Below are 24378 nucleotides of genomic sequence, written 5' to 3'. Positions count from 1 at the left end.
ACATCAAGACTTGAATGGCACTTCTTTTATACACTTACTAAAAGTAGGTGTTAAGGAGAAGCGCTATGATGATTGAAAGGATAAGGCGAGAGCATGGTTACATGGTTCGTTTGCTGGCAGTATTGAGGCAAAAGATTGCCCTACTAAAGGAAGAACAGACCATCAATTACAGTTTGGTGAGAGAAATCGTGGACTATCTGGCTCACCACTCTGAGCGTGTCCATCACCCTAAAGAGGATATTCTCTACCACTATTACCTAGAGCATTATGGCCATCACACGGATATCGAGAATCTTGAACTAGAGCATGAGACATTATCACAAAGGACTCATGCTTTTCTCGATACTGTTGATATGATCCTCCAAGATGCGGTGGTTCCTCAAGACCTGTTTGTGCAACAACTCGAAGATTTTATCCTGACGCAAAAACGCCACTTGGATCTTGAAGAGCAGTCTATATTGCCTCTCATTAATAAGAGATTTACCTTGCAAGATTGGCAAGCCGTCGAAAAACGTTGGAGCGTCACTGAAGACGACCCTGTTTTTGGTGACACCATTGCAGAGCAGTATCAGCAATTAGCGCAACGCGTTAGGCAAGTCGATCAAGAGTGTGTCTGACACCCTAGATATCAGTAAACAAAAAGAGGCGCATAAGCGCCTCTTTTTAATGTCAGTAATCTAGGTTGTCGATATCGTCGAATCCGATGTCCATATCTTTTAATTCGCGTTGAAGTCTCTGCCTGTCCTTTATTGCTTCGATTTCACGCCATTTACGCTTTGCAGGTTTTGAGCGTGTTGCCCGAGTTTTTGGAAAATCCATTTCCATGATTTCTTCAAAGTTTAAGCCTTCCATAAGCTACCTCTTTTAATTATTACTCTTTGAAGGGGTACTGTTTAAATACCATTCCGTTTGGAGAGTAACTTTGATTCGTTTCTCATTTGTTACGATTTAATGAAGTTTTCACGCTGTTTTAGACTTTGCTTCACAGAAAAATGGGCGTTGATTGATGTTTTTTTGTTCGAACGACTTACCGAAAACGATTAAATTCTTAAGAAATGAATGTTAACGCAGTGTGTGAAAAAACAGCGGTTCGTTTTGCTATGCAATTAGATTTATTTAGAGCAGTTGAGTAACAGATTTTGTGAATTGATTGTCTGGGCAAACTCTTCTCTCAGTCCTTGGTGACAAAGGAGTGTCAAATATTTGAGGCTATGTGATTTCATATGGAGTTGCCTGTTCTGTATTGTTGTTAAAATTTGATGTTAATGTTCTGTATTTGTGGTTTTTATGTTCTTTTTTGTGTTAACTAATGGTGATTTTATAGTGAAAAATAACAGTGTTATTTGATTGGTTGCATATTGATTTTTGATATTCTTGATTGCATTATCCGCCCGTCAAAAAATACGCTGGTACGTAAAATGGAAGCATGAGGCGCGTTTTACATATCTGAGTTGCACAATAATTACACAATAATACTGAGCAGAATTGACACTTGGTTTGCAACTAGATGGAAGGCTGGGAAGCAGAGATCAGCGAAAACTCACTACGAGGATCTTATGACAGATTTAATTAATTTGATGAATGACCTACTTTGGGGCTCTATTCTTGTTTATCTCCTAGTCGGTGTCGGTGTGTACTTCACATTCAGACTGGGCTTTATCCAGTTCCGCCATTTTGGCCACATGTTTTCGGTACTTAAGAACAGCCGTAAAGCGGATAAAGCGGGTATCTCATCATTCCAAGCTTTGTGTACTAGCCTAGCTGCCCGTGTGGGTACAGGTAACATGGCGGGTGTTGCTGTTGCTCTGACGGCTGGTGGCCCAGGTGCAATTTTCTGGATGTGGCTGATTGCCATGCTGGGTATGGCAACGTCGTTTGCTGAGAGTACATTGGCGCAGTTATACAAAACCAAAGATGATGACGGTAACTACCGCGGTGGTCCTGCGTACTACATGGAGAAAGGTTTGGGTATGCGCTGGATGGGCGTATTGTTCTCTATCTTCCTGATCATCGCTTTTGGTTTGGTATTTAACGCGGTTCAAGCTAACTCTATTGCTGGAGCAATGAATACGGCATTTGGTTGGGATGAAACCTATGTTGGTATTGCCGTTGTTCTGTTATCCGCTGTGGTTATCTTTGGTGGTATCAAGCGTATCGCTCGCGTAGCAGAAATGATTGTTCCTGCCATGGCGCTGCTTTACCTATTATTGGCACTGTTCGTTATGTTTATGAACATCGACAAGTTGCCGGCTGTACTGAGCTTGATCTTCAAGAGTGCCTTTGGCCTACAAGAAGCAGCGGCGGGTGGTTTAGGTTACGCAATTGCACAAGCAATGATCAACGGAATCAAACGTGGTCTGTTCTCAAACGAAGCCGGTATGGGTTCTGCGCCAAACGCAGCGGCATCAGCAACACCTTATCCGCCACACCCTGCGTCTCAGGGCTATGTTCAGATGTTAGGTGTGTTTATGGACACTATCGTGATCTGTTCAGCAACGGTGGCAATTATCCTGATGTCCGGTGAGTACGTACCGCATGGTGAGATAACGGGTATTGAACTGACTCAGGCAGCGTTGAGCTCTCAGGTGGGCTCGTGGGGTGGTATCTTTGTAGCCGTAGCGATTTTCTTCTTCGCCTTTACGTCTATTATTGCTAACTACTCATACGCGGAAACAAACCTTATTTTCCTTGAGCATAACCATAAAGCAGGCCTGGGCGTGTTCCGTCTGGTTGTACTAGCGATGGTGATGTTTGGTGCCGTTGCATCACTACCTATCGTTTGGGCATTGGCAGATGTTTCTATGGGTATGATGGCGATTGTCAACCTGGTGGCGATTCTGCTTCTTTCTGGCATCGTGATTAAGCTGGCGAAAGATTACAACCGTCAGCTAAAAGAAGGTAAAGTGCCAACATTTGATTCGAACGATTTTCCTGAGCTGAAATCTCAGCTTGAGGATGGTATCTGGGATCAGAGCAAAAAAGATTAATAGCCAATCTCTATTAAAACGATTCAAAAAGCCATGCAGACATTGCATGGCTTTTTTTGTAACCTATAGCCAACAAAAACAGAACGGATAGAGTAAAGCCATGCTAATCGTCGTTTCACCAGCGAAAACCTTAGATTATGAATCTCCACTGGCTACAGAGAAATTTACTCAGCCAGAACTGATCGAGTATTCAAAACAACTGATTGATGTCTGTCGTAAGCTGACGCCTGCCGATGTCGCTAGCTTGATGAAAGTCAGTGACAAGATCGCTGACCTGAACGTTGGTCGTTTTCAGGAGTGGAGTGAGACGTTTACGACGGAGAACTCACGTCAAGCGATTCTAGCTTTTAAAGGCGATGTATACACTGGCTTAGACGCTCAAAGTTTGTCAGACGATGACTTTGATTATGCTCAACAGCACTTACGCATGTTGTCTGGTTTATATGGTCTACTTAAACCGCTTGATTTGATGCAGCCTTACCGTCTGGAAATGGGGACGAAACTTGCCAATGAAAAAGGCAGTAACCTGTATCAGTTCTGGGGTAATGTGATTACTGACAAGATTAATCAAGCCATTGCAGAACAGGGTGATAATGTTCTGATTAACCTTGCTTCAAACGAGTACTTTAAAGCGGTAAAACCAAAATCACTGGATGCTCAGGTGATTACGCCAATTTTCAAAGACTGCAAAAATGGTCAGTACAAAGTGATCAGCTTCTATGCGAAGAAAGCGCGTGGCATGATGGCACGATACATCATTGAGAATCGTATCGAGAGCGTTGCGGACCTGACTAAGTTTGATACAGCAGGCTACTATTTTGTTGAGGATGAGTCTTCGCCGACCGAATTGGTTTTTAAACGCGAAGAGCAATAAAGGAATCAACAGATGCTAGCTTGGTTTAAACAGTGGATTACGCGATACGATGAGTGGTGTCAGTCGATGGGGCTGACACCGGAGAATAAACGCAGCTGTGTTCCTTATCGCACAGATCCCGTTCACCAAGCTTCTCAATCCAATAAAAAGGCGCAGCGATAATGCGCCTTTTTGATACCCACTGTCATTTCGATTTCGCCCCTTTTTCAGATGATTTTTCGGCTCAATTGCAACTGGCAAAGCGAGCAGGCGTTGAACGGTTCATGATTCCGGCAATTGGCCCCTCCAATTGGCAGCAATTAATCTCATTGTCTTCTTCATATTCATCTCTTTACATTGCGCTGGGGATGCACCCCTATTTTTTAACGAAAGATAGTCAGCAACAGTTACCTGAGTTACGCACTTTGTTTGAAACAAAGCTTGAAGGTTGTAAAGCCATTGGTGAGTGTGGCTTAGATGCGATGGTCGATGTTGACGAAGAAATACAACGACAGGTGTTCATTGCTCAGATTGAACTGGCGAAAACACTTAAGTTGCCGCTGATCCTCCACGCGAGGAAAACCCACAATTTGGTTCTTCAGTTGCTGAAGCGCCATAAATTTCCTTACGGTGGAGTTTTACACGGTTTTTCGGGTAGCTATCAGCAGGCAATGCAATTTGTCGAGTTGGGTTTTTATATTGGTATCGGTGGCGTTATCACTTATCCAAGAGCACGGAAAACGCGCCAAGCGGTTATGAACTTACCCATGGAATGTATCGTACTGGAAACGGACGCACCGGACATGCCTCTTTACGGGCACCAAGGCAAACCTAATCATCCGGAAATGTTAGCTCAAACCTTGTCCTGTCTCGCAAAGCTGAAGGATATTAATGAGCAAACGATTGCTGAAAACGTTTGGAAAAATAGCAATTCGGCGTTCGGTATTTGTGAATAGTTTCTAAAGAAAATGTTCTTTTTATGATTTACAGAATAGAGAAGGGTGATCTTCTTCACGTAAATGAGTGAACGCATGATGAATCTTATTAGAAACTGTGAAGGCAGCATTACTTTATCATTGGACGGATGAGTATAATTGCCTCCGCTTTAGAGCTCCATTTTGTAACACGCCAACAAATAACATATAAGGAAATCATAAACTATGAGCCTGTTTATGAGCCTAGTCGGTATGGCAGTATTGCTAGGAATTGCATTACTACTGTCTGATAACCGCAAAGCTATCAATCTAAGAACTGTGGGTGGCGCATTTGCTATCCAATTCATCATCGGTGGTTTCGTTCTTTACGTACCATGGGGTCGTGACCTTCTAGCTGGCTTCTCTGCTGGCGTACAGAATGTAATCGACTACGGTAAAGACGGTACTGGTTTTCTATTTGGCAGCCTAGTTAACTTCTCAGTTGACGGTATTGGCTTCATTTTCGCGTTCCAAGTACTTCCAACGCTAATCTTCTTCTCTGCACTTATCTCTGTACTTTACTACGTAGGTGTTATGCAGTGGGTAATTAAGATTCTTGGTGGCGGTCTACAAAAAGCGCTTGGCACTTCACGTGCGGAATCTATGTCTGCAGCGGCGAACATTTTCGTAGGTCAAACTGAAGCACCTCTAGTGGTTCGTCCGTTTGTTCCTAAGATGACGCAATCTGAACTATTCGCTGTAATGTGTGGTGGTCTAGCTTCTGTTGCTGGTGGTGTACTAGCTGGTTACGCTTCTATGGGTGTTCCTCTAGAGTACCTAGTTGCTGCATCATTCATGGCTGCACCTGGTGGTCTACTATTCGCTAAGATCATCAAGCCAGAAACTGACGCTCCAGACGAAGAGCTAGGCGCTGACATCGACGGTGGTGACGACAAGCCTGCTAACGTTATCGACGCAGCGGCTGGTGGTGCTTCTGTAGGTCTACAGCTTGCTCTAAACGTTGGTGCAATGCTACTAGCGTTCATCGGTCTAATCGCACTTATCAACGGTATCCTAGGTGGCGTTGGCGGTTGGTTCGGTATGCCTGAGCTAACACTTGAAATTTTACTAGGTTACATCTTCTCGCCTCTAGCATTCCTAATCGGTGTGCCATGGGAAGAAGCAACTCTTGCTGGCTCGTTCATCGGTCAGAAACTGGTTGTTAACGAATTCGTAGCCTACCTAAACTTCGTACCGTACGTTGGTGAAGCAGCACAAGTTGTTCCAGCAACTGGTGAAGTAATGTCTACTAAGACAGCAGCTATTATCTCGTTCGCTCTATGTGGTTTCGCAAACCTTTCTTCTATTGCGATTCTACTAGGTGGTCTAGGTGGTCTAGCACCAAACCGTCGTCACGACATCGCTCGTATGGGTGTTAAAGCGGTTTGTGCTGGTACGCTATCTAACCTAATGGCGGCGACAATCGCTGGCTTCTTCCTATCTTTCTAATTAAGTAAGCGAAAGATTATATAGACGCCGTTTCAAAAAGCCCCGTAGACACACACTGTGTGCTACGGGGCTTTTTTGTTTTTCTTTCCCTGATTATTGCTTCTTAAGTTTGTTAGTAGGGAAAGACTCGAATACAAGCTTTATTGAATATTTGGCTTGATTCGAAATGAGTCTGGAGTGGATTCAGACAACTTGATTCATAGCGTTTGTCGGTCATGAAGATTGAACAAACGTTGCACGGAATCTTTTTTGAGATACAAACCGTTTGCGCTCTATGAGCCACTACAGTTCTGCGACGAATATCTATAATGTATGTAAATGTAGAGAGTAGGGTAAAACTCATGAATGAAGTTTTCCTCGCAGCCCTTGCGGGCTTTGTCGTTGGAGTCCTGTTTTCTGCCATTAAGTTGCCCATTCCTGCACCGCCTGCACTAGCTGGTGTCATGGGAATCGTTGGGGTTTATCTTGGTGGTGTGACTTATCAATGGATTATTGAAAAGTTTTTTAGCTAGCGCCCGTTAATACAAGGAGTATGATTGGTGCTAGTTGTAGCGATGTCAGAACATTGGACAATCGGCTACAGATACCGTTAGACACCGCAATCGCAGATTGTTGTGCCATAGACCAAACTGGTACTGTGCGGTGACAAGGATAGCAATTGGGGGCAAATTCGCTGTTTGTTCCTAAGTCTTCAGGGAACCAAGTCCGTTCATTAATGACTGTACAACCTACACTGGGTTGAGCAGATACTTTTATGAATATTGATCGGAGATAGAAATGAGCGATTTAAAAGCAGCAGCACTACGTGCACTTAAACTTATGGATCTTACTACGCTAAATGATGATGACACTGATGCAAAAGTGATCTCACTATGTCATGACGCAAAATCAGCTGTCGGAAACACAGCTGCGATCTGTATTTATCCTCGCTTTATTCCTATTGCTAAGAAGACACTTCGCGAGCAAGGTACACCAGACGTTCGTATTGCGACAGTAACGAACTTCCCACACGGTAATGACGATATTGATATCGCTGTTGCTGAAACTAAAGCGGCCGTTGCTTACGGTGCAGATGAAGTGGACGTTGTATTCCCATACCGTGCTCTAATGGCAGGTAACGAGGAAGTAGGCTTCGAGCTCGTTAAGCAATGTAAAGCAGCGTGTGGTGACATTCTTCTGAAAGTTATCATCGAAACCGGTGAGCTGAAAGAAGAAGCACTAATTAAGAAAGCCTCTGAAATTTCAATCAAAGCAGGCGCTGACTTCATTAAGACTTCAACGGGTAAAGTGCCAGTCAATGCAACACCTGAATATGCACGCATGATGCTAGAAGTTATTCGTGATATGGATGTTGCAGAATCTGTTGGTTTCAAACCAGCAGGTGGTGTACGCACGGCTGAAGATGCAGCAGCGTATCTAGCAATGGCTGATGAGATTTTGGGCGACAACTGGGTTGATGCTCGTCATTACCGTTTCGGTGCGTCAAGCCTGCTAACTAACCTACTAAATACATTAGAAGTAACAGACGAAACTGCAGACCCTGCAGCGTACTAATTAAAAGTCTGAATGTGGTGAGCGAAAGCTCACCACATTACCTTTTACTCTACTAACCACCTTGTTTGTGTGGGAGGAACTAATGTATTTACCTCAAGAAATCATTCGTAAAAAACGCGACGGCGAAGTCCTGACTGCCGACGAAATCAATTTCTTTATCCAAGGTGTGGCTAAAAACACCGTTTCTGAAGGTCAAATCGCAGCCTTTGCGATGGCTATCTTTTTCAATGAAATGACAATGCCAGAGCGTATTGCGCTGACGTGTGCGATGCGTGATTCCGGTATGGTTATCGACTGGAGCCATAAAGAATTTGGCGGTCCAATTGTAGATAAGCATTCAACAGGTGGTGTTGGTGACGTGACGTCATTGATGCTTGGCCCAATGGTCGCGGCATGTGGCGGTTTTGTTCCAATGATTTCTGGCCGAGGTCTTGGGCATACTGGCGGTACGCTAGATAAGTTGGAGTCGATTCCTGGCTACAACATCACGCCAACCAATGAAGTGTTTGGTGATGTCACGAAAGACGCAGGTGTTGCCATCATTGGTCAAACAGGCGACTTAGCGCCAGCCGATAAGCGTGTTTACGCAACCCGCGACATTACCGCGACGGTTGACAACATTTCACTGATCACGGCTTCAATCCTGTCTAAGAAACTCGCTGCTGGCCTTGAGTCTTTGGTTATGGATGTGAAAGTGGGTTCTGGCGCATTCATGCCAACCTATGAAGCATCTGAAGAGCTCGCTAAATCTATCGTAGCAGTAGCAAACGGTGCAGGTACCAAGACAACAGCTATCCTAACTGACATGAACCAAGTTCTGGCTTCTTCTGCGGGTAACGCAGTCGAAGTACGTGAAGCAGTTCAGTTCCTGACGGGTGAATACCGCAACCCTCGTTTACTTGAAGTTACGATGGCGTCATGTGCAGAAATGTTGGTGTTGGCTAAACTGGCTGACGACACAGAAGATGCACGCGCCAAACTGATGGAAGTTTTGGATAACGGTAAAGCGGCTCAGTGCTTTGGCAAGATGGTCGCAGGCCTAGGTGGCCCGGCCGATTTTGTTGAAAACTACGAAAACTATCTGGAAAAAGCAGAAATCATTAAGCCAGTCTTCGCGGATGAGGACGGTGTGGTATCGGCAATGGACACTCGTGCAATCGGTATGGCGGTTGTCTCCATGGGTGGCGGTCGCCGTGTTGCAACAGACGAAATTGACTATGCTGTGGGTTTTGACGGGTTTATCCGCCTTGGTGAAAAAGCATCAAGTGACAAACCACTAGCCGTGATTCATGCACGTAGTGAAGAGCAATGGCTTGAAGCGGCTGAAGCGCTGAAGCAGGCTATTACTATCGGCGGTGAGTATACTCCAACGCCTGAGGTTTATCGTCAGATCCGCGCAGAAGACGTTTAATCAAAAATTACACTAAGGCCCGCCATATAAAAATGATTACCGGTGGGCCTGAGGAAGAGCAATGAAAAGAGCATTTATATTAGTACTGGATTCTTTTGGAATCGGTGAGACAGCAGACGCTGAGAAATTTGGTGATGTTGGTTCAGACACTCTGGGCCATATCGCAGACCAATGTGATAAAGGTCTAGCGGACAACGCTGATCGTAAAGGGCCACTGACTTTGCCTAATCTGTCAAAGCTTGGTTTAGCAATGGCCCACAAAGAGTCAACGGGTCGCTTTGCGCCAGGTTTGGATACTGAGGCGGAGATCGTAGGTGCTTACGGCCATGCTGCCGAGCTGTCTTCAGGTAAAGACACGCCGTCAGGTCACTGGGAAATTGCCGGTGTTCCGGTTCTGTTTGACTGGGGCTACTTTACCGACAAAGCCAACAGCTTCCCGAAAGAGCTGACAGATCGCATTCTTGAGCGTGCTGGTCTAGACGGTTTCCTTGGTAACTGTCATGCATCAGGCACGCAGGTACTGGATGATCTTGGTGAAGAGCATATGAAGACAGGGCAACCTATCTTCTATACGTCGGCGGATTCGGTATTCCAGATCGCTTGCCATGAAGAAACCTTCGGCTTAGATCGTTTGCTTGAGCTTTGTCAGATCGCACGCGAAGAGCTTGAAGACTACAACATCGGCCGCGTTATCGCTCGCCCATTCATTGGCCCAGGTAAAGGCCAGTTTGAGCGTACTGGTAATCGCCGCGATCTGTCTGTTGAGCCACCTTCAGCGACGATTCTGCAGAAGCTTGTTGAGGAGAAGGGCGGTGAAGTTCACTCGATCGGTAAGATCTCTGACATTTACGCTGGCTGTGGTATCACCAAGAAGACTAAAGCAACAGGTATTCCAGCGCTCTTTGAAGCTACAAAAGAGGCAATAAAAGAAGCGGGCGACAATACTATCGTCTTCACAAACTTTGTTGATTTTGATTCTGCCTATGGTCACCGCCGTGACGTAGCTGGCTATGCTGCTGCGCTTGAGTACTTCGATGGTCGTATCCATGAAGTGATGGAGCTGATGGAGGAGGACGATGTTCTAATCCTGACGGCCGACCACGGTTGTGACCCAACTTGGCCAGGTACTGACCACACACGTGAACACATCCCTGTGATCGTTTATGGTCAGAAAGTGCCAGCTGGTTCTCTAGGTCTGCGTGAGTCTTTTGCGGATATTGGTCAATCATTGGCGACGTACTTTGGTACTTCACCAATGGATTACGGTAAAAACTTTTTGTAATGAGAGAGTTAGAGAGGTAAACCACCTCTCTGACAACATTTAACTTAGTTAAGGAATTAACAGACATGGCAACTCCACATATTAATGCTGAAACGGGTGCATTCGCAGATGTCGTTCTTATGCCAGGTGACCCGCTACGCGCGAAGTACATTGCAGAAACCTTCCTAGAAGATGTCGTTCAGGTCTGTGATGTACGTAATATGTTCGGTTTCACAGGCACTTACAAAGGTCGTAAAGTGTCTGTGATGGGCCACGGTATGGGTATCCCATCTTGTTCAATCTATGCTACTGAGCTGATTAAAGACTACGGTGTGAAGAAAATCATCCGTGTAGGTAGCTGTGGTGCAGTTAGCGAAGACATCAAAGTACGTGATGTTGTGATTGGTATGGGCGCTTGTACTGACTCTAAAGTAAATCGCATTCGCTTTAAAGGCCATGACTTTGCTGCTATTGCTGACTACAAGATGGTTCGAGCAGCAGAAGAGGCGGCTAAAGCACGTGGTATCGAAGTGAAAGTCGGTAACCTGTTTTCCGCGGAACTGTTCTATACGCCAGATCCAGAAATGTTCGATGTAATGGACAAGTACGGTATTGTTGGTGTTGAAATGGAAGCGGCTGGTATCTACGGCGTTTGTGCTGAGTACGGTGCGAAAGCTCTGACTATCTGTACTGTATCTGATCACATCAAAACGGGCGAGCAGACTACGTCGGACGAGCGTCAGACGACTTTCAATGACATGATGATCGTTGCCCTAGACTCGGTTCTACTTGGTGATGAAGCGTAAGATGCTGTTGGCTATCTGAGCTAGCGCAACCGTACGAACAAGAAAGGGTTGACCTAATGGGTCAATCCTTTCTTTATCGCTCTACATATCTTTTAACAGCAGATTTTCGCCTTTTTTCTTTGGCTTTCGACGAATGACGACCGCAAGCAATAAACCCGCAATAAAACTCATCCCAACCATGGTATACATATAGCGATCACTCTTGCGGTAATAATGATCGGAAAACGCGGTTACTTTACCTGTTTCAAAAGTAATGCGAACAAACCCAAGAACTGAGTTATCGTGGATAATTGGCTCGACAAGTTGCTGTTTACCGATCCGAGCGGTTTCAAGCGGCGTATCTAAACCAAGAATTTCGCGCACACTTTTGCCTTTATCGCTGGATGCTAAACGAATACCTTCCGCATCGTAAATGGTGGCATCAAACACCAAATTATCTTGAGCTAACTGGTTCGTCAGCTTCAATAATCGCTCTTGGTCTTGATTGACGATCATATCGCCTGCAGATAGTGAGGCTTGCGATACCAGAACTTTAATCAGCGTTTCCAGCTGATTTTTCTGAATCTGCTCATTACCTTTTGTAATTTTAACGCTGTTGACGCCGATAACTGCCACCATGGCAATCAGGGAAAGAATGGCGAGTGCTCTTACGGCCATACGAAATGAAAACAGAGAGGATTCCATACACACCCAAACCGAGGTTAATTTTGCTATAGAGCATATTGATACTTGCGCTGCTAAATTGCAATAGGTTAACGTGTGAGGAGATTTTTTAGGAATGATTTACATGGAAACGTTTAAGACTCTTTCTATTCAAAGGCATACATCACTTTATAACCGACTGCCAGAAACGCGCTTAGCGAACAATTTCGATAAAGCCAAAGCAAATTGGATTGTGTTTGCGAAATATTTGTCGCCAAAACTGTTTGAAGATATCGACTTTTTTACTGGCTGCTATAACGCAGTCGTTGATGTGTGGAAGGTTGGTCAATATGAAGTAGCTCTGATGCAAGGTGAGTTGACAGCGGAACACGAGAAAATCCTTCAAGGTATTGAGCTTGATTATGCGCCGCTGAACGATCTGCCAGATCTATCGAAACCTGGCTTGATTGTCATGGATATGGACTCGACCGCTATTCAGATTGAATGCATTGATGAAATCGCCAAACTGGCGGGAGTTGGTGAAGAAGTCTCCGAAGTGACCGAGCGAGCCATGCAGGGTGAGCTCGACTTTGAACAAAGCCTGCGCCAGCGAGTTGCGGCGCTGACTGGAGCGGATGAAAGCATTTTATCCAGCGTCCGAGATGAGCTTCCTCTGATGCCAGATTTGCCAGAGCTTGTGCATACCTTGCATCAATTTGGCTGGAAAACGGCGATTGCTTCTGGCGGCTTTACGTATTTCTCCGATTACCTCAAGGAAATGTTGAAACTCGACCATGCTCAATCTAATCAGCTGGAAATCATTGACGGCAAGCTGACCGGTAAGGTGTTAGGTGATGTGGTTTCTGCGCAAACCAAAGCGGATATCCTTGAAGAGCTGGCGGAGAAGTATGAGATTGAACCACACAATACCATAGCAGTTGGAGATGGCGCGAACGATCTCGTCATGATGTCAGCTGCTGGTTTGGGCATTGCTTATCACGCTAAACTTAAAGTAGAGCAGCAGGCACAAACCGCAGTGCGATATTCTGGACTGGGTGGTGTCTTGTGTATCCTTTCAGCGGCATTGGTCAAACAGAAGAAGATAAGCTTCAAGCCTGCACCATAACAAACATAAAAAAAGCGAGGCTTTACCCTCGCTTTTCTATTTTGTCAGCTCGAGGCGAATCAAAACTTCTTCTGTAATATCGGTAATTTCGCCGTAGCCCATTATGCCGTTGATCTCTTTTTCCAAACTTCTCGCCTGATGCATACTGATTGGCGCCAGTTCTTTAATATCTTCTTGCAGTAAGGCACTCATAGGATCAAATACTGGGGCACTGCATACCCGTAAGGCATAAAACTCACCCATAGACTGGGCATTCTTAATAAAGGCCACACGCTCTTTGAGAGAGTCAAACTCACTCACCAATTTAGACTCGTATGACTGAATCCGTGTGCCAAATTGAGAAATCGACAAATAGACTTCCTGAAATTTTGGCTGTGCACCGTCTATGCGGCGCATCGGTTGTGCCAGTAAGGTATTAGTGTGACCTTTATAAATAGGTTCCAGAGAAAAATTTTCTTCCTGTCCAAGCTTTGCTAATACTACCAAGTGTGGAGCTAGAGGGAAATTGACTCCAATAACTCGAGGCTTGAGGTTTTTGCCGCGTTTTTCGACGAAAATTGGAGAACTGACAATTTTATCCAAGAGTATGTCATGCAGCCCTTCGAGCAAAAGGTTACTTGGCAATAACTCTTTCTTGGCAATAAGCTTGTCTTGATTATGCTCGATCAGTTTGCCGAAAAAGGCGATGGTACGCATTGTGTTGCTGTCTTCTTGCATCACCAACTGAAGACGTTTTCCTCCAGGGGAAATTCTAACTACCGAGTAAGGCACACAATCGAGAGGGAGCTTTTTGTCATAAAGGCTGAGTTCTTTAAAGTTAACCGAACACATCTCCCCTGCTTTTAGTGAACTCGGAGAAGTCAGCGCAACACTAATACCACGCTTTGATATATCAAGCGTCACACCAGCATGGGCAATATTTTGATTACAAGTCATCTCTATTGGCGAACGGAATTGAAAGCGAGGTTCTTTGCGGCGAGACTTTGCATCGAAATAGAGGCAAACCGGATTGCTTTCCGGGTTGCGTGCATGGCGGAAGCGATTTAACTCGCTGCTCGGTAAGCGAGGTTTTTCTGTTAACAGATAATCTTGATTGGTAGCCTCTGTTGAAAGCTCCTGCAAGATACCGCAATGAGTCAAGGTTTTGGTGTCAAAATCCAGCTCAGTGGAGTGATTGGCTAACTCGCTTCGTTCGCTGTCTGACAACTCAAAAACATGCAGGCGGAATGCGCGCCAGCTTTCTTTTTTCGCCCCAACATGCCAGAAAAGTTGGCGCACTTGGCGGGTGGCTTCTGGCATCATCATCGAGAAGAACAAGGTTTTTCCCTGATGTTCATGAGTGAATGAATAAAACACGTTGTTGCTGCCGCGCATGCCCGGCTTAGTTAGGTGCTCGATTCTTTCCTTGTTAAATAAGGTCGTCAGGGCTTGTTGATTGCGTTCATCCTGCCAGTACTGCCAGATAGGTTGGTTGTTTTCAGTCATCAACGCCAATTTGAGTTCACTGCCACTGAAGAATACAGGTAAATTGCAGGTGTGTTTCAGGAAGGTATGCTCGTATCCCCTAGAACGTGCTCGGATGACCTTGTCTTGATTGTCGTGACGGGAACGTTGGGTGTCATTTTTTAGTTGGTCTTCGATGACCTCTTCGACCACTGTTGTTTCATCTAGCTTGAGCAGACGTAGGTATTTTACTGCATCGTTTTCATAGGACTCATCGATACCTACAATTCGGTAGTTGATGGGAGTGTTCAATCCTTCTACTTCACTGTTTTTCGCGAGCTCAACAAAGCGAACAGCAATGATTTCTCCCAGTTTGTAGTTGAAGGCAGAAGGTACTTTAAATTTGGCGCCAGAGGGAGATATATCCACGGTTGTGGCGTGGACTAATTGGTCTTTATTGACCTGAAATTCAATTTGGGAGGAAAGTTTTAGGCGGTTTTCACGTCGCTTAAGGTCGTAACCCAAGTTAATCGCTTCAACATCGTAGGCCGTGCTTTTTTCTGAAAACTCAATGCCTTGTGGTTTGCCACGTTTTTGCATGACGCGAAAGTTATTATGGGTGTTGCACAGTGCTTCCCAAACGCCTTCGGTATAGCCACCAAACTTACGGGTATTTTTGTGGTAAGCATTAAAAGCAACGTCGTCTAACCAGTGTTTGACACCATCAAGTTCATACTCACGACATTCGCCCTTGACCCGTCCGCGCAGGTCAACACTTTTAGTACAGGGAGCCATTACACGGTTAAGTTCCATCTTAACCAGAATTTTGACCGATGGAGCCTCTCCTTCGGTCATTTGGGCGAGAAGGTATTCAAAATCATCGGAGTTGTAAGCAGGAATCAGTCGTTCTGCTAAAGATAAAATCTCTGGCTGCTGCATATATTTTTGTTAGCTTGTCCCTTACTCTGAATATCGGCCTTGATATAAAGATCTTTAATGATATGTTACACCGAATCAAGGTGAATAGGTGACGAATGATAACGGCATTGTCACAAATACAGGTCCGAGGTGATATGGCAAAGGCAAAAAGAGCATACGTATGTAATGACTGTGGCGCGGATTTTCCACGTTGGCAGGGACAATGTAATGCTTGTGGCGCATGGAATACGATTAGTGAGGTCAGGTTAGCTGCATCCCCTGCGGCAGCAAGAAACGAGCGACTGACTGGCTACGCAGGAAATTCTGGTGAAACTCAGGTTCAGACGTTATCTGACATCGATCTGCAGGAAGTTCCGCGCTTTACCAGTGGTTTTAAGGAACTTGACCGAGTACTTGGTGGTGGCGTTGTTCCTGGAGCTGCGATTTTGATCGGTGGTAATCCTGGTGCAGGTAAATCGACGCTGTTGTTACAGACCATGTGTTATTTAGCATCTCTGATGCCGACTTTGTATGTCACCGGTGAAGAGTCGCTTCAACAGGTTGCGATGAGAGCTTCCCGCCTGGGGTTGCCTAAAGACAATCTAAAAATGCTATCAGAAACCAATGTTGATCGTATTTGCCAGATTGCAGAAAAAGAACAGCCAAAGATTTTGGTGATTGACTCGATTCAGGTGATGCATGTGGCGGATGTCCAATCTTCGCCGGGCAGTGTGGCGCAAGTAAGGGAGTCAGCGACCGCGTTAACCCGTTACGCTAAGCAAAATAATGTCGCAGTGTTCATTGTTGGCCACGTGACTAAAGATGGCACCTTGGCTGGGCCTAAAGTGCTTGAGCACATCATCGACTGTTCAGTGCTGCTTGATGGTGGCACAGATAGCAGGTTCAGAACGCTTCGCAGTCACAAGAACCGTTTTGGTGCAGTGAATGAGTTGGGCGTGTTCGCCATGACAGGGCAGGGGCTGAAAGAAGTCAGTAACCCTTCGGCTATTTTTCTTTCTCGTGGTGAAGAAGAGACCTCAGGCAGCTCCGTTATGGTGGTATGGGAAGGCACTCGTCCACTGCTGGTGGAGATTCAGGCACTGGTGGATTACTCTCAGTTAGCCAACCCACGACGTGTTGCCGTTGGCCTTGAACAAAATAGATTGTCGCTGTTGTTGGCCGTTTTACATAAACATGGTGGTCTGCAGATGGCCGATCAGGATGTGTTTGTGAATGTGGTTGGCGGGGTTAAAGTAACGGAAACCAGTGCTGATTTGGCTTTGGTGATGGCACTTCTTTCTAGCTTCAGAGATAGAGCACTACCAAAAGATGTGGTGATTTTTGGTGAAGTGGGGCTTGCTGGAGAGATTCGTCCGGTGCCTAGTGGGCAGGAAAGGCTGAACGAGGCGTTCAAACATGGTTTTAAAAAGGCCATAGTTCCGGCTGCAAATATGCCTAAAGGTGGTATTCCGGGGATGCAAATTCACGGTGTGAAGAAGTTGTCAGAAGCGATCGAGGCCTTTGACGAACTTTAAGCTCGTACTGCTTTTTCCGCTTTTTAAAGGGTTGTCGTTTTGCGTCAACCCTTTTTTATTTCTTGCTAAAGCATATCTGCGGCTTTCTCTACAGCGGCGACCAGTTTGTCAACATCTTGCTGTGTATTGTAAATAGCAAAGGAAGCTCGCACGGTACCCTTAACACCAAGTGCGTCCATTAGGGGGTGAGCACAGTGATGGCCAGCACGAACGGCGATGCCCTGTTGATCAAGTAATGTTGCGAGGTCTTGGTGATGCACACCATCAATGACAAACGACAATACAGAAGCATTAGCTTGGTAGCCTAACACCCTAATATCGTCGATTTGAGATAGCCTTTGATAAGCGTTCTGAACCAGGCTACGAATGTGATTTTCTATATCAGTATGCTCAAAACTCTGATACCAGTTTATCGCTGTGGCTAACGCAATCGCACCTGCCACATTGGGGGTACCAGCTTCGAATTTGCCTGGCAGTTCGCTGAAAGTGGTTCCAGAAAACGACACTTTTTCGACCATTTTCCCCCCGCCGTGCCACGGAGGCATAGCATCAAGCAGCGACAGTTTGCCATACAAGACACCTATACCTGCAGGTGCATAGAGCTTGTGCCCAGAGAAAACATAAAAGTCCGCATCTAACGTTTTTACATCAATAGTTTCATGAACAATACCTTGAGCTCCATCGACAACCACTTTCGCACCCACTTGATGGGCTTGAGTTATCACCGACTTAATCGGTAGACGTGTTCCTGTTACGTTGGTGATATGAGCCAGCGCCACCAGTTTGGTTTTATCGGATAGTAAAGATGAAAACGCCGCCATATCCCATTGGCAATCTTCAGTCATTGGCACCTTGATGACTCTTGCTCCAGTCTGCTCTGCAACGATTTGCCAAGGCACGATATTGGCGTGGTGTTCCATTTCGCTAACCAGAATTTCATCACCGGGCAGTAAGGTGTTACGCGCATAGGTTTGTGCGATTAGGTTAAGCGCCTCTGTCGCGCCGCGTGTCCAGATGATTTCTTTGCTGCTCTCCGCACCGATGAAGGTTGCGATGGTTTGACGAGCTGCTTCGAAGTGGCTAGTAGCTTGTGCAGTCAGGCTGTGACTACCACGGTGAACATTGGCGTTTTGAGAGCGATAGTAGTCTGAAATCGCATTGATAACGCAATCAGGCTTCTGTGTAGTTGCAGCACTATCGAGATACACCAGTTGTTCCCCATTAACGTTTTGAGTTAATGCAGGAAATTGTGAACGGATGGCATGAACGTCTAGCATGACTCAAGGCCACCTAGCTTGTGATATTGCAGAGTTGGAATCGTCACCATAGGTTCGGCAACCGTCCAAGCGTGTTTTTTTCCTGAAAGGTTAATGATGATTTCCATCGCAAATTCTAGTGCAGTACCGGGGCCTTGGCTGGTCAACAAGTTGTGATTAATATCGTAAGTGACGCGTTTAACTCGCCAATTTTCCTTACTGATATGAGATTCAAAACTAGGATGGCAGGTCATTAAAGCGTCAGGGTAAAGCTTATGGTGAGCCAGTACCAACGCTGGTGCGGCACATATTGCGGCGACCAGCTTCCTTTCGTACATTTGTTGGCGAACAATCTCAACTAACACCGTGCTGTCGCGAAAGGTTTCTGCTCCGCCAACGCCACCGGGCAAGATCACAGCATCGAATTCGTCATCGGCGATATCGACGAGTTTACAATCAGCAGTGAGCGTAACGCCTCTGGAAGCTTTCATTTTCAGTTGGCCCGCAAAATCAGCACTGGCCACAGTCACGTCGTAGCCAGCTCGTACCATCATGTCGATGATGGTGACGGCTTCCATTTCTTCCGTACCCGGTGCAATCGGGACCAGTACTTTTTTATTCATTGTGATTTCCAGCTTTGTTCGATTTGATGGATCTGGGTATAGAGAGCTTGATTTTCAGGGACTTGTATATTGTGAATTTTAGCCTGTTTCAGCAAGTAACCGGTAATAAAATCAATTTCAGTTTTGCGTTGATAGTGAATGTCTTGCCTCATTGAAGAGAAGTTTTCGGCAGTGGCACGGATCACTTGGTGAACCGTCGATTCCAAGGTGGACTTCTCGACAGGGATGGAGCAGGCGTTCATTACTTGAAAGACTTCTTCGATGACATTGATAAGTTGGTTTTTATATTGCTCGGAAGCCAACTCACCGTTCTTAACTTGGAAAATAGCCGTTAACGGGTTGATTGCGCAGTTGACGGCCAGCTTAGACCACAAAGCATGCTCAATATTGTCACACCAAGTGACCTCTGGAAGCGCATGCTGCAAAACTGGTTGGAGAAAGTGGCATTGTTTCCCCGAACGATTGACACCACCTATTTGGGTTAAGCCTAAGCCAGTGTGCATGACTTGGTGTTTGGTGGGCTTAAAGGCACCATGCGTGGTTGTCGCAAGGAGCAAAGGGTTGCCAGGAAAAGTATCGCAAGCCCAGTCTGCGGTCCCCATGCCATTGTGCATCAGGGTAATCATAGTTTCTGGAACAATATGCGCTTTTAATGGCTCAAGTACGCTCTTCACCTGCCACGCTTTTACTGTGACTAGTAACAAGTCAGCTTGCTCAATAGAAACGATATCTCGGTTATCAAACTGAATTGGCGGTAATTCATCAAGCTGTAGACTCAGATGATGATCATTTGAGGTTGACCACACAGCAACATTATGACCTGAAAGCGAGAGTTTAGTTGCCCATAGCGTACCAATAGCACCGGGGCCAAGAATGACGATATTCACACTGATTTGCCGAACAGATAATTTCCCACAAGGATAATCACCGTTTAAGCGAAAGCAAATAAAAAATGGCACCCGAAGGTACCATTTTGAAGGCAATGAAGTTCTTTTAGTGGCTTAGAACTTGTAAGTTACCGCTACGTAGTGACCTACGCCTGAAGATTCTGCAACAGGACCCCATGGTAGAGTTTGGCCATCAGTGAAGCCGTATACATCTTTAAATAGTTTCATACCGTAACCTACGGCAAAGCGATCTGAGTGCCAGTAGATACCGTTAAACATCGCGCCGCCATTGCTAGAGCGGTAAGCTGTATCGTCATCCATACCAAATTGGTAATCGATGTAACCTTGATAAGAAATGAATGAACCATTTTCAAAGAAGTAGAAAGGCTTAAACCAGTTGGTTGAAATTTGGTAGCCATTCCAATCTTTTGCGTTACCGTCGTAGTAACCGTATAGGTTTACACCTACTTTACCGAACCATGGCACTTCTACATCTGAACCAATACCAATTTTCTGGTTGTTTACACCATTGTTTCCGCCCCATTCAAATAGAGACGCAACATAAAGTTCTTGTACTGGACCGAAAGATAGGTCTTTGCCAGTAAGTGCATCGAGAGATACGCGTGGAGCGAACTTCATAAAGATCTTTTCTGCACCGTCTTTGTCGCTGCTTGGATCGTTAGTTAGATCGAAAACATCAACGTAACCATACAGATCAAAGATACCTGAACGACCACCAAATTCCATTTCTAGGTAATCATGAGTTGATTCAGTGCCAGCACCTTTCTCATCGAATGCACCCATTAGGTTAAATTGAACCCATTTGTAGTCATTCTTGTGGATATCGCCGTCGGAGTAATCAGCTGCCATTGCAGGTGCAGACATTGCTGCTACAACACCAAGAGCTAAAAGTGATTTGCGCATAGTGGGACTCTCTATGTTTATTCAATACCAAAACTTATTCATATAGCCGTTGTTGCACAATCTGCGTTGTGCTTTTACTGGAGCGCATAATAACGATAAAAATCTCAATTAATAGTGATACGGAGTGTAAAAATACATAAAACTAGTGACTGAGATCTCATTAACGATCATTTTTTGGGAATGTAACGGAACTATAATTTTTTTGCACAGAAAGTGATATGGGTATCGTTTACGCAAGCGCTTGCGCTGATTTTTATGCTTGTCAAATAATCAACACGTTTGGTGATTGATCGAACTCTCACTTTTCACGTAATTAATTTTAAACTGATTAAGGGTGATTAATAGTGTCTGAAATTATGCTGTTTCCTCTAGGTTCGATTCTTCTCCCTGAAGGGAAAATGAAGCTCCGAATTTTTGAACCCAGGTACAAAAGACTAATAAAAGAAGCGAGTCAGTCCGATGGTACGTTCGGTATCTGCTTAGTTGAGCAGGATGAGTTGTCCTCCATTCCTCGACTGTCGTCGGTTGGATCGCTAGCGAAGATAGTCGACTTTGAATTGCTGGATGACGGGCTTTTAGGGGTGACAGTTGTTGGACTTAGATGCTTTGAAATAAAGAGAGTCAGAATGGAATTCGATGGGTTGCGAAAAGCGCGTGTCGAATGGCGTACAAGCTGGGAATTTTCTCAATTGTCTGAGCAGCACAAATATTTGAGCGAGCAATTGCGTACCGTGTACAAGCAGTTCCCTCAACTTGGAGAATTGTACGACCAACGCTTCTTTGACGATGCAAGCTGGGTGAGCCAGCGTTGGCTTGAGCTACTTCCCGTTCCCCAGCATCAATTTGATTTTCTTCTGAGACAAAAAGATTGCAATGAAGCGATAGAATTTCTCTCCCGATCGATTGAAAGCTAAACTTACAGAGTGATCCATTCACTTCTTTCGTACGTAAAACCCCAAAAGTGCTGACAAGGACCTGAACATGGCTTCTACGGACACGGAATCTTTTGCAAAACAAGACTGGCTCCTCTGTATGGAGAAAGTTAAAGATAAAGACAAAGCATCTTACGCGTTGGTCTTCAGGCATTTTGCACCACGTTTAAAACAGTTTACCTACAAGCACATGGGTAATGAGCAAGTGGCGTTAGAGCTAGTGCAAGAAACAATGACGACGGTATGGCAAAAAAGTCATTTGTTTGATGGGTCGAAAAGTTCGCTATCTACTTGGATCTATACAATTGCTCGCAACCTATGTTTCGATACTCTTCGAAAGCAGCGTGGTAAAGATTTACACATCCATTCTGAAGACATATGGCCAAACGATTACTGTCCGCCAGACTTAGTTGAGCACTATGCGCCTGAACAAGAAATGCTTAAGGAGCAGGTCGTAAAATTTTTAGATGTCCTTCCTGACGCCCAGAAAAAAGTTGTTCAAGCAGTATACCTGGAGGAACTACCACATCAGCAGGTAGCTGATATGTACGATATTCCAGTCGGAACAGTGAAATCTAGGCTAAGACTTGCAGTGGAGAAGCTGCGTCATTCAATAGAGGTAGAAAGATTATGAGCTATCATCCAAACCAGCATATGTTGCAGGCTTATGTTGAAGGCAGTCTGGATGCAGTCGATGGTTTTACTGTTGCCACTCATTTGGAGAGCTGCCCTACTTGTAAAAAACAGGTCCAGGAGTTGGAGAGTCGTTATGGTGAAGCGTTAGTGTCGCTTGATGCTTTCGATGATAACAACTTCGACGATATGTTGAACGATATCTTGCAGACTGAACCTGCTCCAGAAAGCGCCCGACCAATCAGAAAACCAACAAGCATTGAAGTCAATGGTAAAACATTTCAGCTGCCACTTTCTCTATCTCGATTCCGAGATAAGTTAGGAGAATGGAAAAGCTATGGTGGCAAGGTATATAGTGCACCAATCGACATTGGCGATAGCGTTAGAGTGAATCTAATGTACATTTCAGAAGATGTGAAGATACCTCAACATACGCACAAGGGAGTCGAGTCTACTTTGATACTGCATGGTGGGTTTAGTGATGAAGACGGTCACTATGAAGCAGGGGATTACCTCGTTAAAGATGCTTCAATTAAACACAGTCCTTACACGCAAAAAGGAGAGGACTGTTTGTGTCTTACCGTGTTGACGGAACCAATGATTTTCACCCAAGGGGTTGCGCGTATCTTTAACCTATTTGGTAAAGGCATGTACCCATAGAAATAACTTTAAAGTAAAAAGGCTTGGCATTTGCCAAGCCTTTCTTTTTATGAGGATGTTACTTCTTTAGCTTCTTCTTCATCTCGCTCTTTGGCTTTATTCAAAAGGTTCGTGAAGTAATGACGCAGTGAATAGAGCATAATTAAGCTCGGAATGACCATTAGTGAAGTGATGATAAAGAACAGTGACCAATCATCAAGGAAGTCAACCAACTCTCCACTGAATGAAGCTAATGTTGTTCGTCCAAAGTTCCCTAAGGAGGCCAACAACGCATATTGCGTCGCGGAGAATGCCTGGCCCGTGAGTACAGTGAGGAAAGAAACAAACGCAACAGTTGAGAATGCCGTTGTAAAGTTATCGACGATAATTGTGGCTAGGAACAAATGCTCACTTGGTCCAACAGAGGCAATCCAAGCAAACATTAAGTTGCTGCCTGCCATGGCGATACCGCCAATCATCAAGCCGCGTACGATGCCAAAACGAACGTTGAACATGCTACCCACTAAGGTGAAGAGTATGGTTGCTCCCCAACCAATCAACTTAGAGTAATAGCCGATTTGTTCGTTGCTAAAGCCCACTTCTTTATAGAAGGCGATGGACATTCGGCCCAAGAAGGCTTCGCCGATCTTAAACAGGAACACAAACAGCAATAGAGTTATTGCTACCTTGACACCATTGCGTTTAAAGAAATCGAGGAAAGGCTCAATCACGGTAACGCTTATCCAAGATGCAGTTTTAGAACCAACGATTTTGTTATGGCGAGCTTCCGCTTGTTGTTGGAGGGCTTCACGGTTGGTTGTTGGTTCACCAACTAGCAGAGTAAACAGCATCAAGATGCCGACGATAGCTGCCATGCCATAGTACACACCATTCCAACCGATTGAGTCAGCATTGATGAAGGCTACGTAACCTGGCAGTGAATAGCCGGTCCACCAACCAATCACCGCCATCGCTGAGGCTTGAGGCAGCTTGGATGAATCGGATTTAGGGAAAGTATCGATACGGAATGCATCGATGGCGATATCCTGAGTTGCAGACGCAATTGCGATACCCAGCGCCAGCGTAGATGTGAACATCAAGTTTTGTGAAGGGTCGACACCTGCAATAAACAAAGTGCTGATTAGCACCAATGATTGACAGAAAAAAATCCAACTACGGCGTTGGCCTAGTACTGCATGTAGAACCGGAAGCTTGACCCGATCCACGAGCGGAGCCCACAGAAAGTTAATTGCGTAAACCGCGAATACACTGCCGAAGTAGCCAATCGCTGCACGTGTTAAGCCAGCGTCTTTTAACCAACCCGACATGTTAGAGCCGATCAAAACCCATGGAAAGCCACTTGAGCAACCGAGCATAAACACCCATAGCAGGCGTTTATCATAATAACTACGAATCGTTTCTAGCCAAGACATTGAGGAGGAGTTGGCAGACATAAAGTCTTCCTTGTTCGTTTTATAGTGAGTGTTAAGTTAGGGAAAACAGGGTGAATTGAAAAGGCTCCAAC

Annotated in this window: 24 protein-coding genes; 16 read left to right on the top strand and 8 right to left on the bottom strand. The window is 45.2% G+C overall.

Annotated features, from left to right (window positions below):
* The first annotated feature begins 65 nt into the window (after positions 1-65).
* Positions 66-617, top strand: a complete 552-nt coding sequence (locus QMA41_RS14280) for a hemerythrin domain-containing protein (protein WP_095571870.1) — start codon at positions 66-68, stop codon at positions 615-617.
* A gap of 52 nt (positions 618-669) precedes the next feature.
* On the opposite strand, the gene QMA41_RS14275 is transcribed toward QMA41_RS14280, so the two are convergent.
* Positions 670-852 carry a DUF3545 family protein gene (locus tag QMA41_RS14275; protein ID WP_006957979.1) on the bottom strand — a complete coding sequence of 61 codons (183 nt, stop codon included), beginning with the start codon at positions 850-852 and terminating at the stop codon, positions 670-672.
* A gap of 704 nt (positions 853-1556) precedes the next feature.
* Between QMA41_RS14275 and QMA41_RS14270 the strand changes: the two genes are divergently transcribed.
* The 10 genes from QMA41_RS14270 (at position 1557) to deoD (ending at position 11295) form a co-directional block, all read left to right on the top strand.
* Positions 1557-2987 carry a sodium:alanine symporter family protein gene (locus tag QMA41_RS14270; RefSeq protein WP_006957978.1) on the top strand — a complete coding sequence of 477 codons (1431 nt, stop codon included), beginning with the start codon at positions 1557-1559 and terminating at the stop codon, positions 2985-2987.
* A 100-nt stretch (positions 2988-3087) separates the two neighbouring features.
* On the top strand, positions 3088-3861 hold the full coding sequence (yaaA, locus tag QMA41_RS14265) for a peroxide stress protein YaaA (RefSeq protein ID WP_021457965.1): 774 nt from the start codon (positions 3088-3090) through the stop codon (positions 3859-3861).
* A gap of 12 nt (positions 3862-3873) precedes the next feature.
* Positions 3874-4023: a DUF5363 family protein gene (locus tag QMA41_RS14260; protein ID WP_006957976.1), complete on the top strand. Its 150-nt coding sequence runs from the start codon at positions 3874-3876 to the stop codon at positions 4021-4023.
* Positions 4023-4796 (top strand): TatD family hydrolase, encoded by a 774-nt coding sequence (locus tag QMA41_RS14255; protein WP_038509852.1) that lies wholly within the window; start codon positions 4023-4025, stop codon positions 4794-4796. The genes QMA41_RS14260 and QMA41_RS14255 overlap by 1 nt, the downstream gene beginning before the upstream one ends.
* 204 nt (positions 4797-5000) lie before the next feature.
* On the top strand, positions 5001-6263 hold the full coding sequence (locus tag QMA41_RS14250) for a NupC/NupG family nucleoside CNT transporter (RefSeq protein ID WP_021457968.1): 1263 nt from the start codon (positions 5001-5003) through the stop codon (positions 6261-6263).
* A 341-nt stretch (positions 6264-6604) separates the two neighbouring features.
* Positions 6605-6775 (top strand): DUF1427 family protein, encoded by a 171-nt coding sequence (locus QMA41_RS14245; protein WP_006957973.1) that lies wholly within the window; start codon positions 6605-6607, stop codon positions 6773-6775.
* A gap of 265 nt (positions 6776-7040) precedes the next feature.
* A complete protein-coding gene (gene deoC / locus QMA41_RS14240; protein ID WP_019274514.1) occupies positions 7041-7817 on the top strand; it encodes a deoxyribose-phosphate aldolase in 777 nt (258 codons plus the stop codon).
* 82 nt (positions 7818-7899) lie between these two features.
* Complete coding sequence (gene deoA / locus QMA41_RS14235; RefSeq protein ID WP_006957970.1) at positions 7900-9228, top strand: thymidine phosphorylase; 1329 nt, start codon at positions 7900-7902, stop codon at positions 9226-9228.
* A gap of 61 nt (positions 9229-9289) precedes the next feature.
* Positions 9290-10510 carry a phosphopentomutase gene (locus tag QMA41_RS14230; protein WP_281630003.1) on the top strand — a complete coding sequence of 407 codons (1221 nt, stop codon included), beginning with the start codon at positions 9290-9292 and terminating at the stop codon, positions 10508-10510.
* 65 nt (positions 10511-10575) lie between these two features.
* A complete protein-coding gene (deoD, locus tag QMA41_RS14225; protein WP_006957968.1) occupies positions 10576-11295 on the top strand; it encodes a purine-nucleoside phosphorylase in 720 nt (239 codons plus the stop codon).
* Between the two features lie 81 nt (positions 11296-11376).
* Here the strand turns inward: deoD and QMA41_RS14220 are convergent, their stop codons facing one another.
* Positions 11377-11979, bottom strand: a complete 603-nt coding sequence (locus QMA41_RS14220; RefSeq protein ID WP_281630002.1) for a YtjB family periplasmic protein — start codon at positions 11977-11979, stop codon at positions 11377-11379.
* A 103-nt stretch (positions 11980-12082) separates the two neighbouring features.
* Between QMA41_RS14220 and serB the strand changes: the two genes are divergently transcribed.
* Entirely contained in the window at positions 12083-13063 is a 981-nt protein-coding gene (serB, locus tag QMA41_RS14215; protein ID WP_281630001.1) for a phosphoserine phosphatase, read from the top strand.
* Between the two features lie 36 nt (positions 13064-13099).
* Here the strand turns inward: serB and QMA41_RS14210 are convergent, their stop codons facing one another.
* Positions 13100-15445: a PilZ domain-containing protein gene (locus QMA41_RS14210; RefSeq protein ID WP_038509860.1), complete on the bottom strand. Its 2346-nt coding sequence runs from the start codon at positions 15443-15445 to the stop codon at positions 13100-13102.
* 134 nt (positions 15446-15579) lie between these two features.
* Between QMA41_RS14210 and radA the strand changes: the two genes are divergently transcribed.
* On the top strand, positions 15580-16959 hold the full coding sequence (gene radA, locus QMA41_RS14205) for a DNA repair protein RadA (RefSeq protein ID WP_281630000.1): 1380 nt from the start codon (positions 15580-15582) through the stop codon (positions 16957-16959).
* Between the two features lie 65 nt (positions 16960-17024).
* On the opposite strand, the gene csdA is transcribed toward radA, so the two are convergent.
* The 4 genes from csdA to QMA41_RS14185 all read right to left on the bottom strand — a co-directional run bounded on the left by csdA (position 17025) and on the right by QMA41_RS14185 (position 20649).
* Positions 17025-18236, bottom strand: coding sequence for a cysteine desulfurase CsdA (csdA, locus tag QMA41_RS14200; RefSeq protein ID WP_281629999.1), 1212 nt, complete (start codon positions 18234-18236; stop codon positions 17025-17027).
* Entirely contained in the window at positions 18230-18838 is a 609-nt protein-coding gene (locus tag QMA41_RS14195; RefSeq protein ID WP_281629998.1) for a DJ-1 family glyoxalase III, read from the bottom strand. The genes csdA and QMA41_RS14195 overlap by 7 nt, the downstream gene beginning before the upstream one ends.
* Entirely contained in the window at positions 18835-19725 is an 891-nt protein-coding gene (panE, locus tag QMA41_RS14190) for a 2-dehydropantoate 2-reductase (RefSeq protein ID WP_281629997.1), read from the bottom strand. The genes QMA41_RS14195 and panE overlap by 4 nt, the downstream gene beginning before the upstream one ends.
* 114 nt (positions 19726-19839) lie before the next feature.
* Entirely contained in the window at positions 19840-20649 is an 810-nt protein-coding gene (locus QMA41_RS14185; protein WP_038509868.1) for an outer membrane protein OmpK, read from the bottom strand.
* 344 nt (positions 20650-20993) lie between these two features.
* Between QMA41_RS14185 and QMA41_RS14180 the strand changes: the two genes are divergently transcribed.
* From QMA41_RS14180 to QMA41_RS14170, 3 genes are all read left to right on the top strand, one after another.
* A complete protein-coding gene (locus tag QMA41_RS14180) occupies positions 20994-21563 on the top strand; it encodes an LON peptidase substrate-binding domain-containing protein (protein WP_038509869.1) in 570 nt (189 codons plus the stop codon).
* A 67-nt stretch (positions 21564-21630) separates the two neighbouring features.
* Positions 21631-22215 carry an RNA polymerase sigma factor gene (locus QMA41_RS14175; protein ID WP_006957958.1) on the top strand — a complete coding sequence of 195 codons (585 nt, stop codon included), beginning with the start codon at positions 21631-21633 and terminating at the stop codon, positions 22213-22215.
* The gene (locus tag QMA41_RS14170; protein WP_281629996.1) at positions 22212-22874 is read left to right on the top strand and encodes a ChrR family anti-sigma-E factor; all 663 of its coding nucleotides are present in this window, start codon (positions 22212-22214) and stop codon (positions 22872-22874) included. The genes QMA41_RS14175 and QMA41_RS14170 overlap by 4 nt, the downstream gene beginning before the upstream one ends.
* A 47-nt stretch (positions 22875-22921) precedes the next feature.
* On the opposite strand, the gene QMA41_RS14165 is transcribed toward QMA41_RS14170, so the two are convergent.
* Positions 22922-24307, bottom strand: a complete 1386-nt coding sequence (locus tag QMA41_RS14165) for an MFS transporter (RefSeq protein ID WP_281629995.1) — start codon at positions 24305-24307, stop codon at positions 22922-22924.
* Positions 24308-24378 lie beyond the last annotated feature (71 nt).

The sequence above is a fragment of the Vibrio sp. St2 genome (genome assembly GCF_947311885.1).
Lineage (GTDB): Bacteria > Pseudomonadota > Gammaproteobacteria > Enterobacterales > Vibrionaceae > Vibrio > Vibrio coralliilyticus.
Note: the sequence above shows the minus strand (reverse complement) of the source record. Positions and strands in the feature narration are given on the sequence as shown.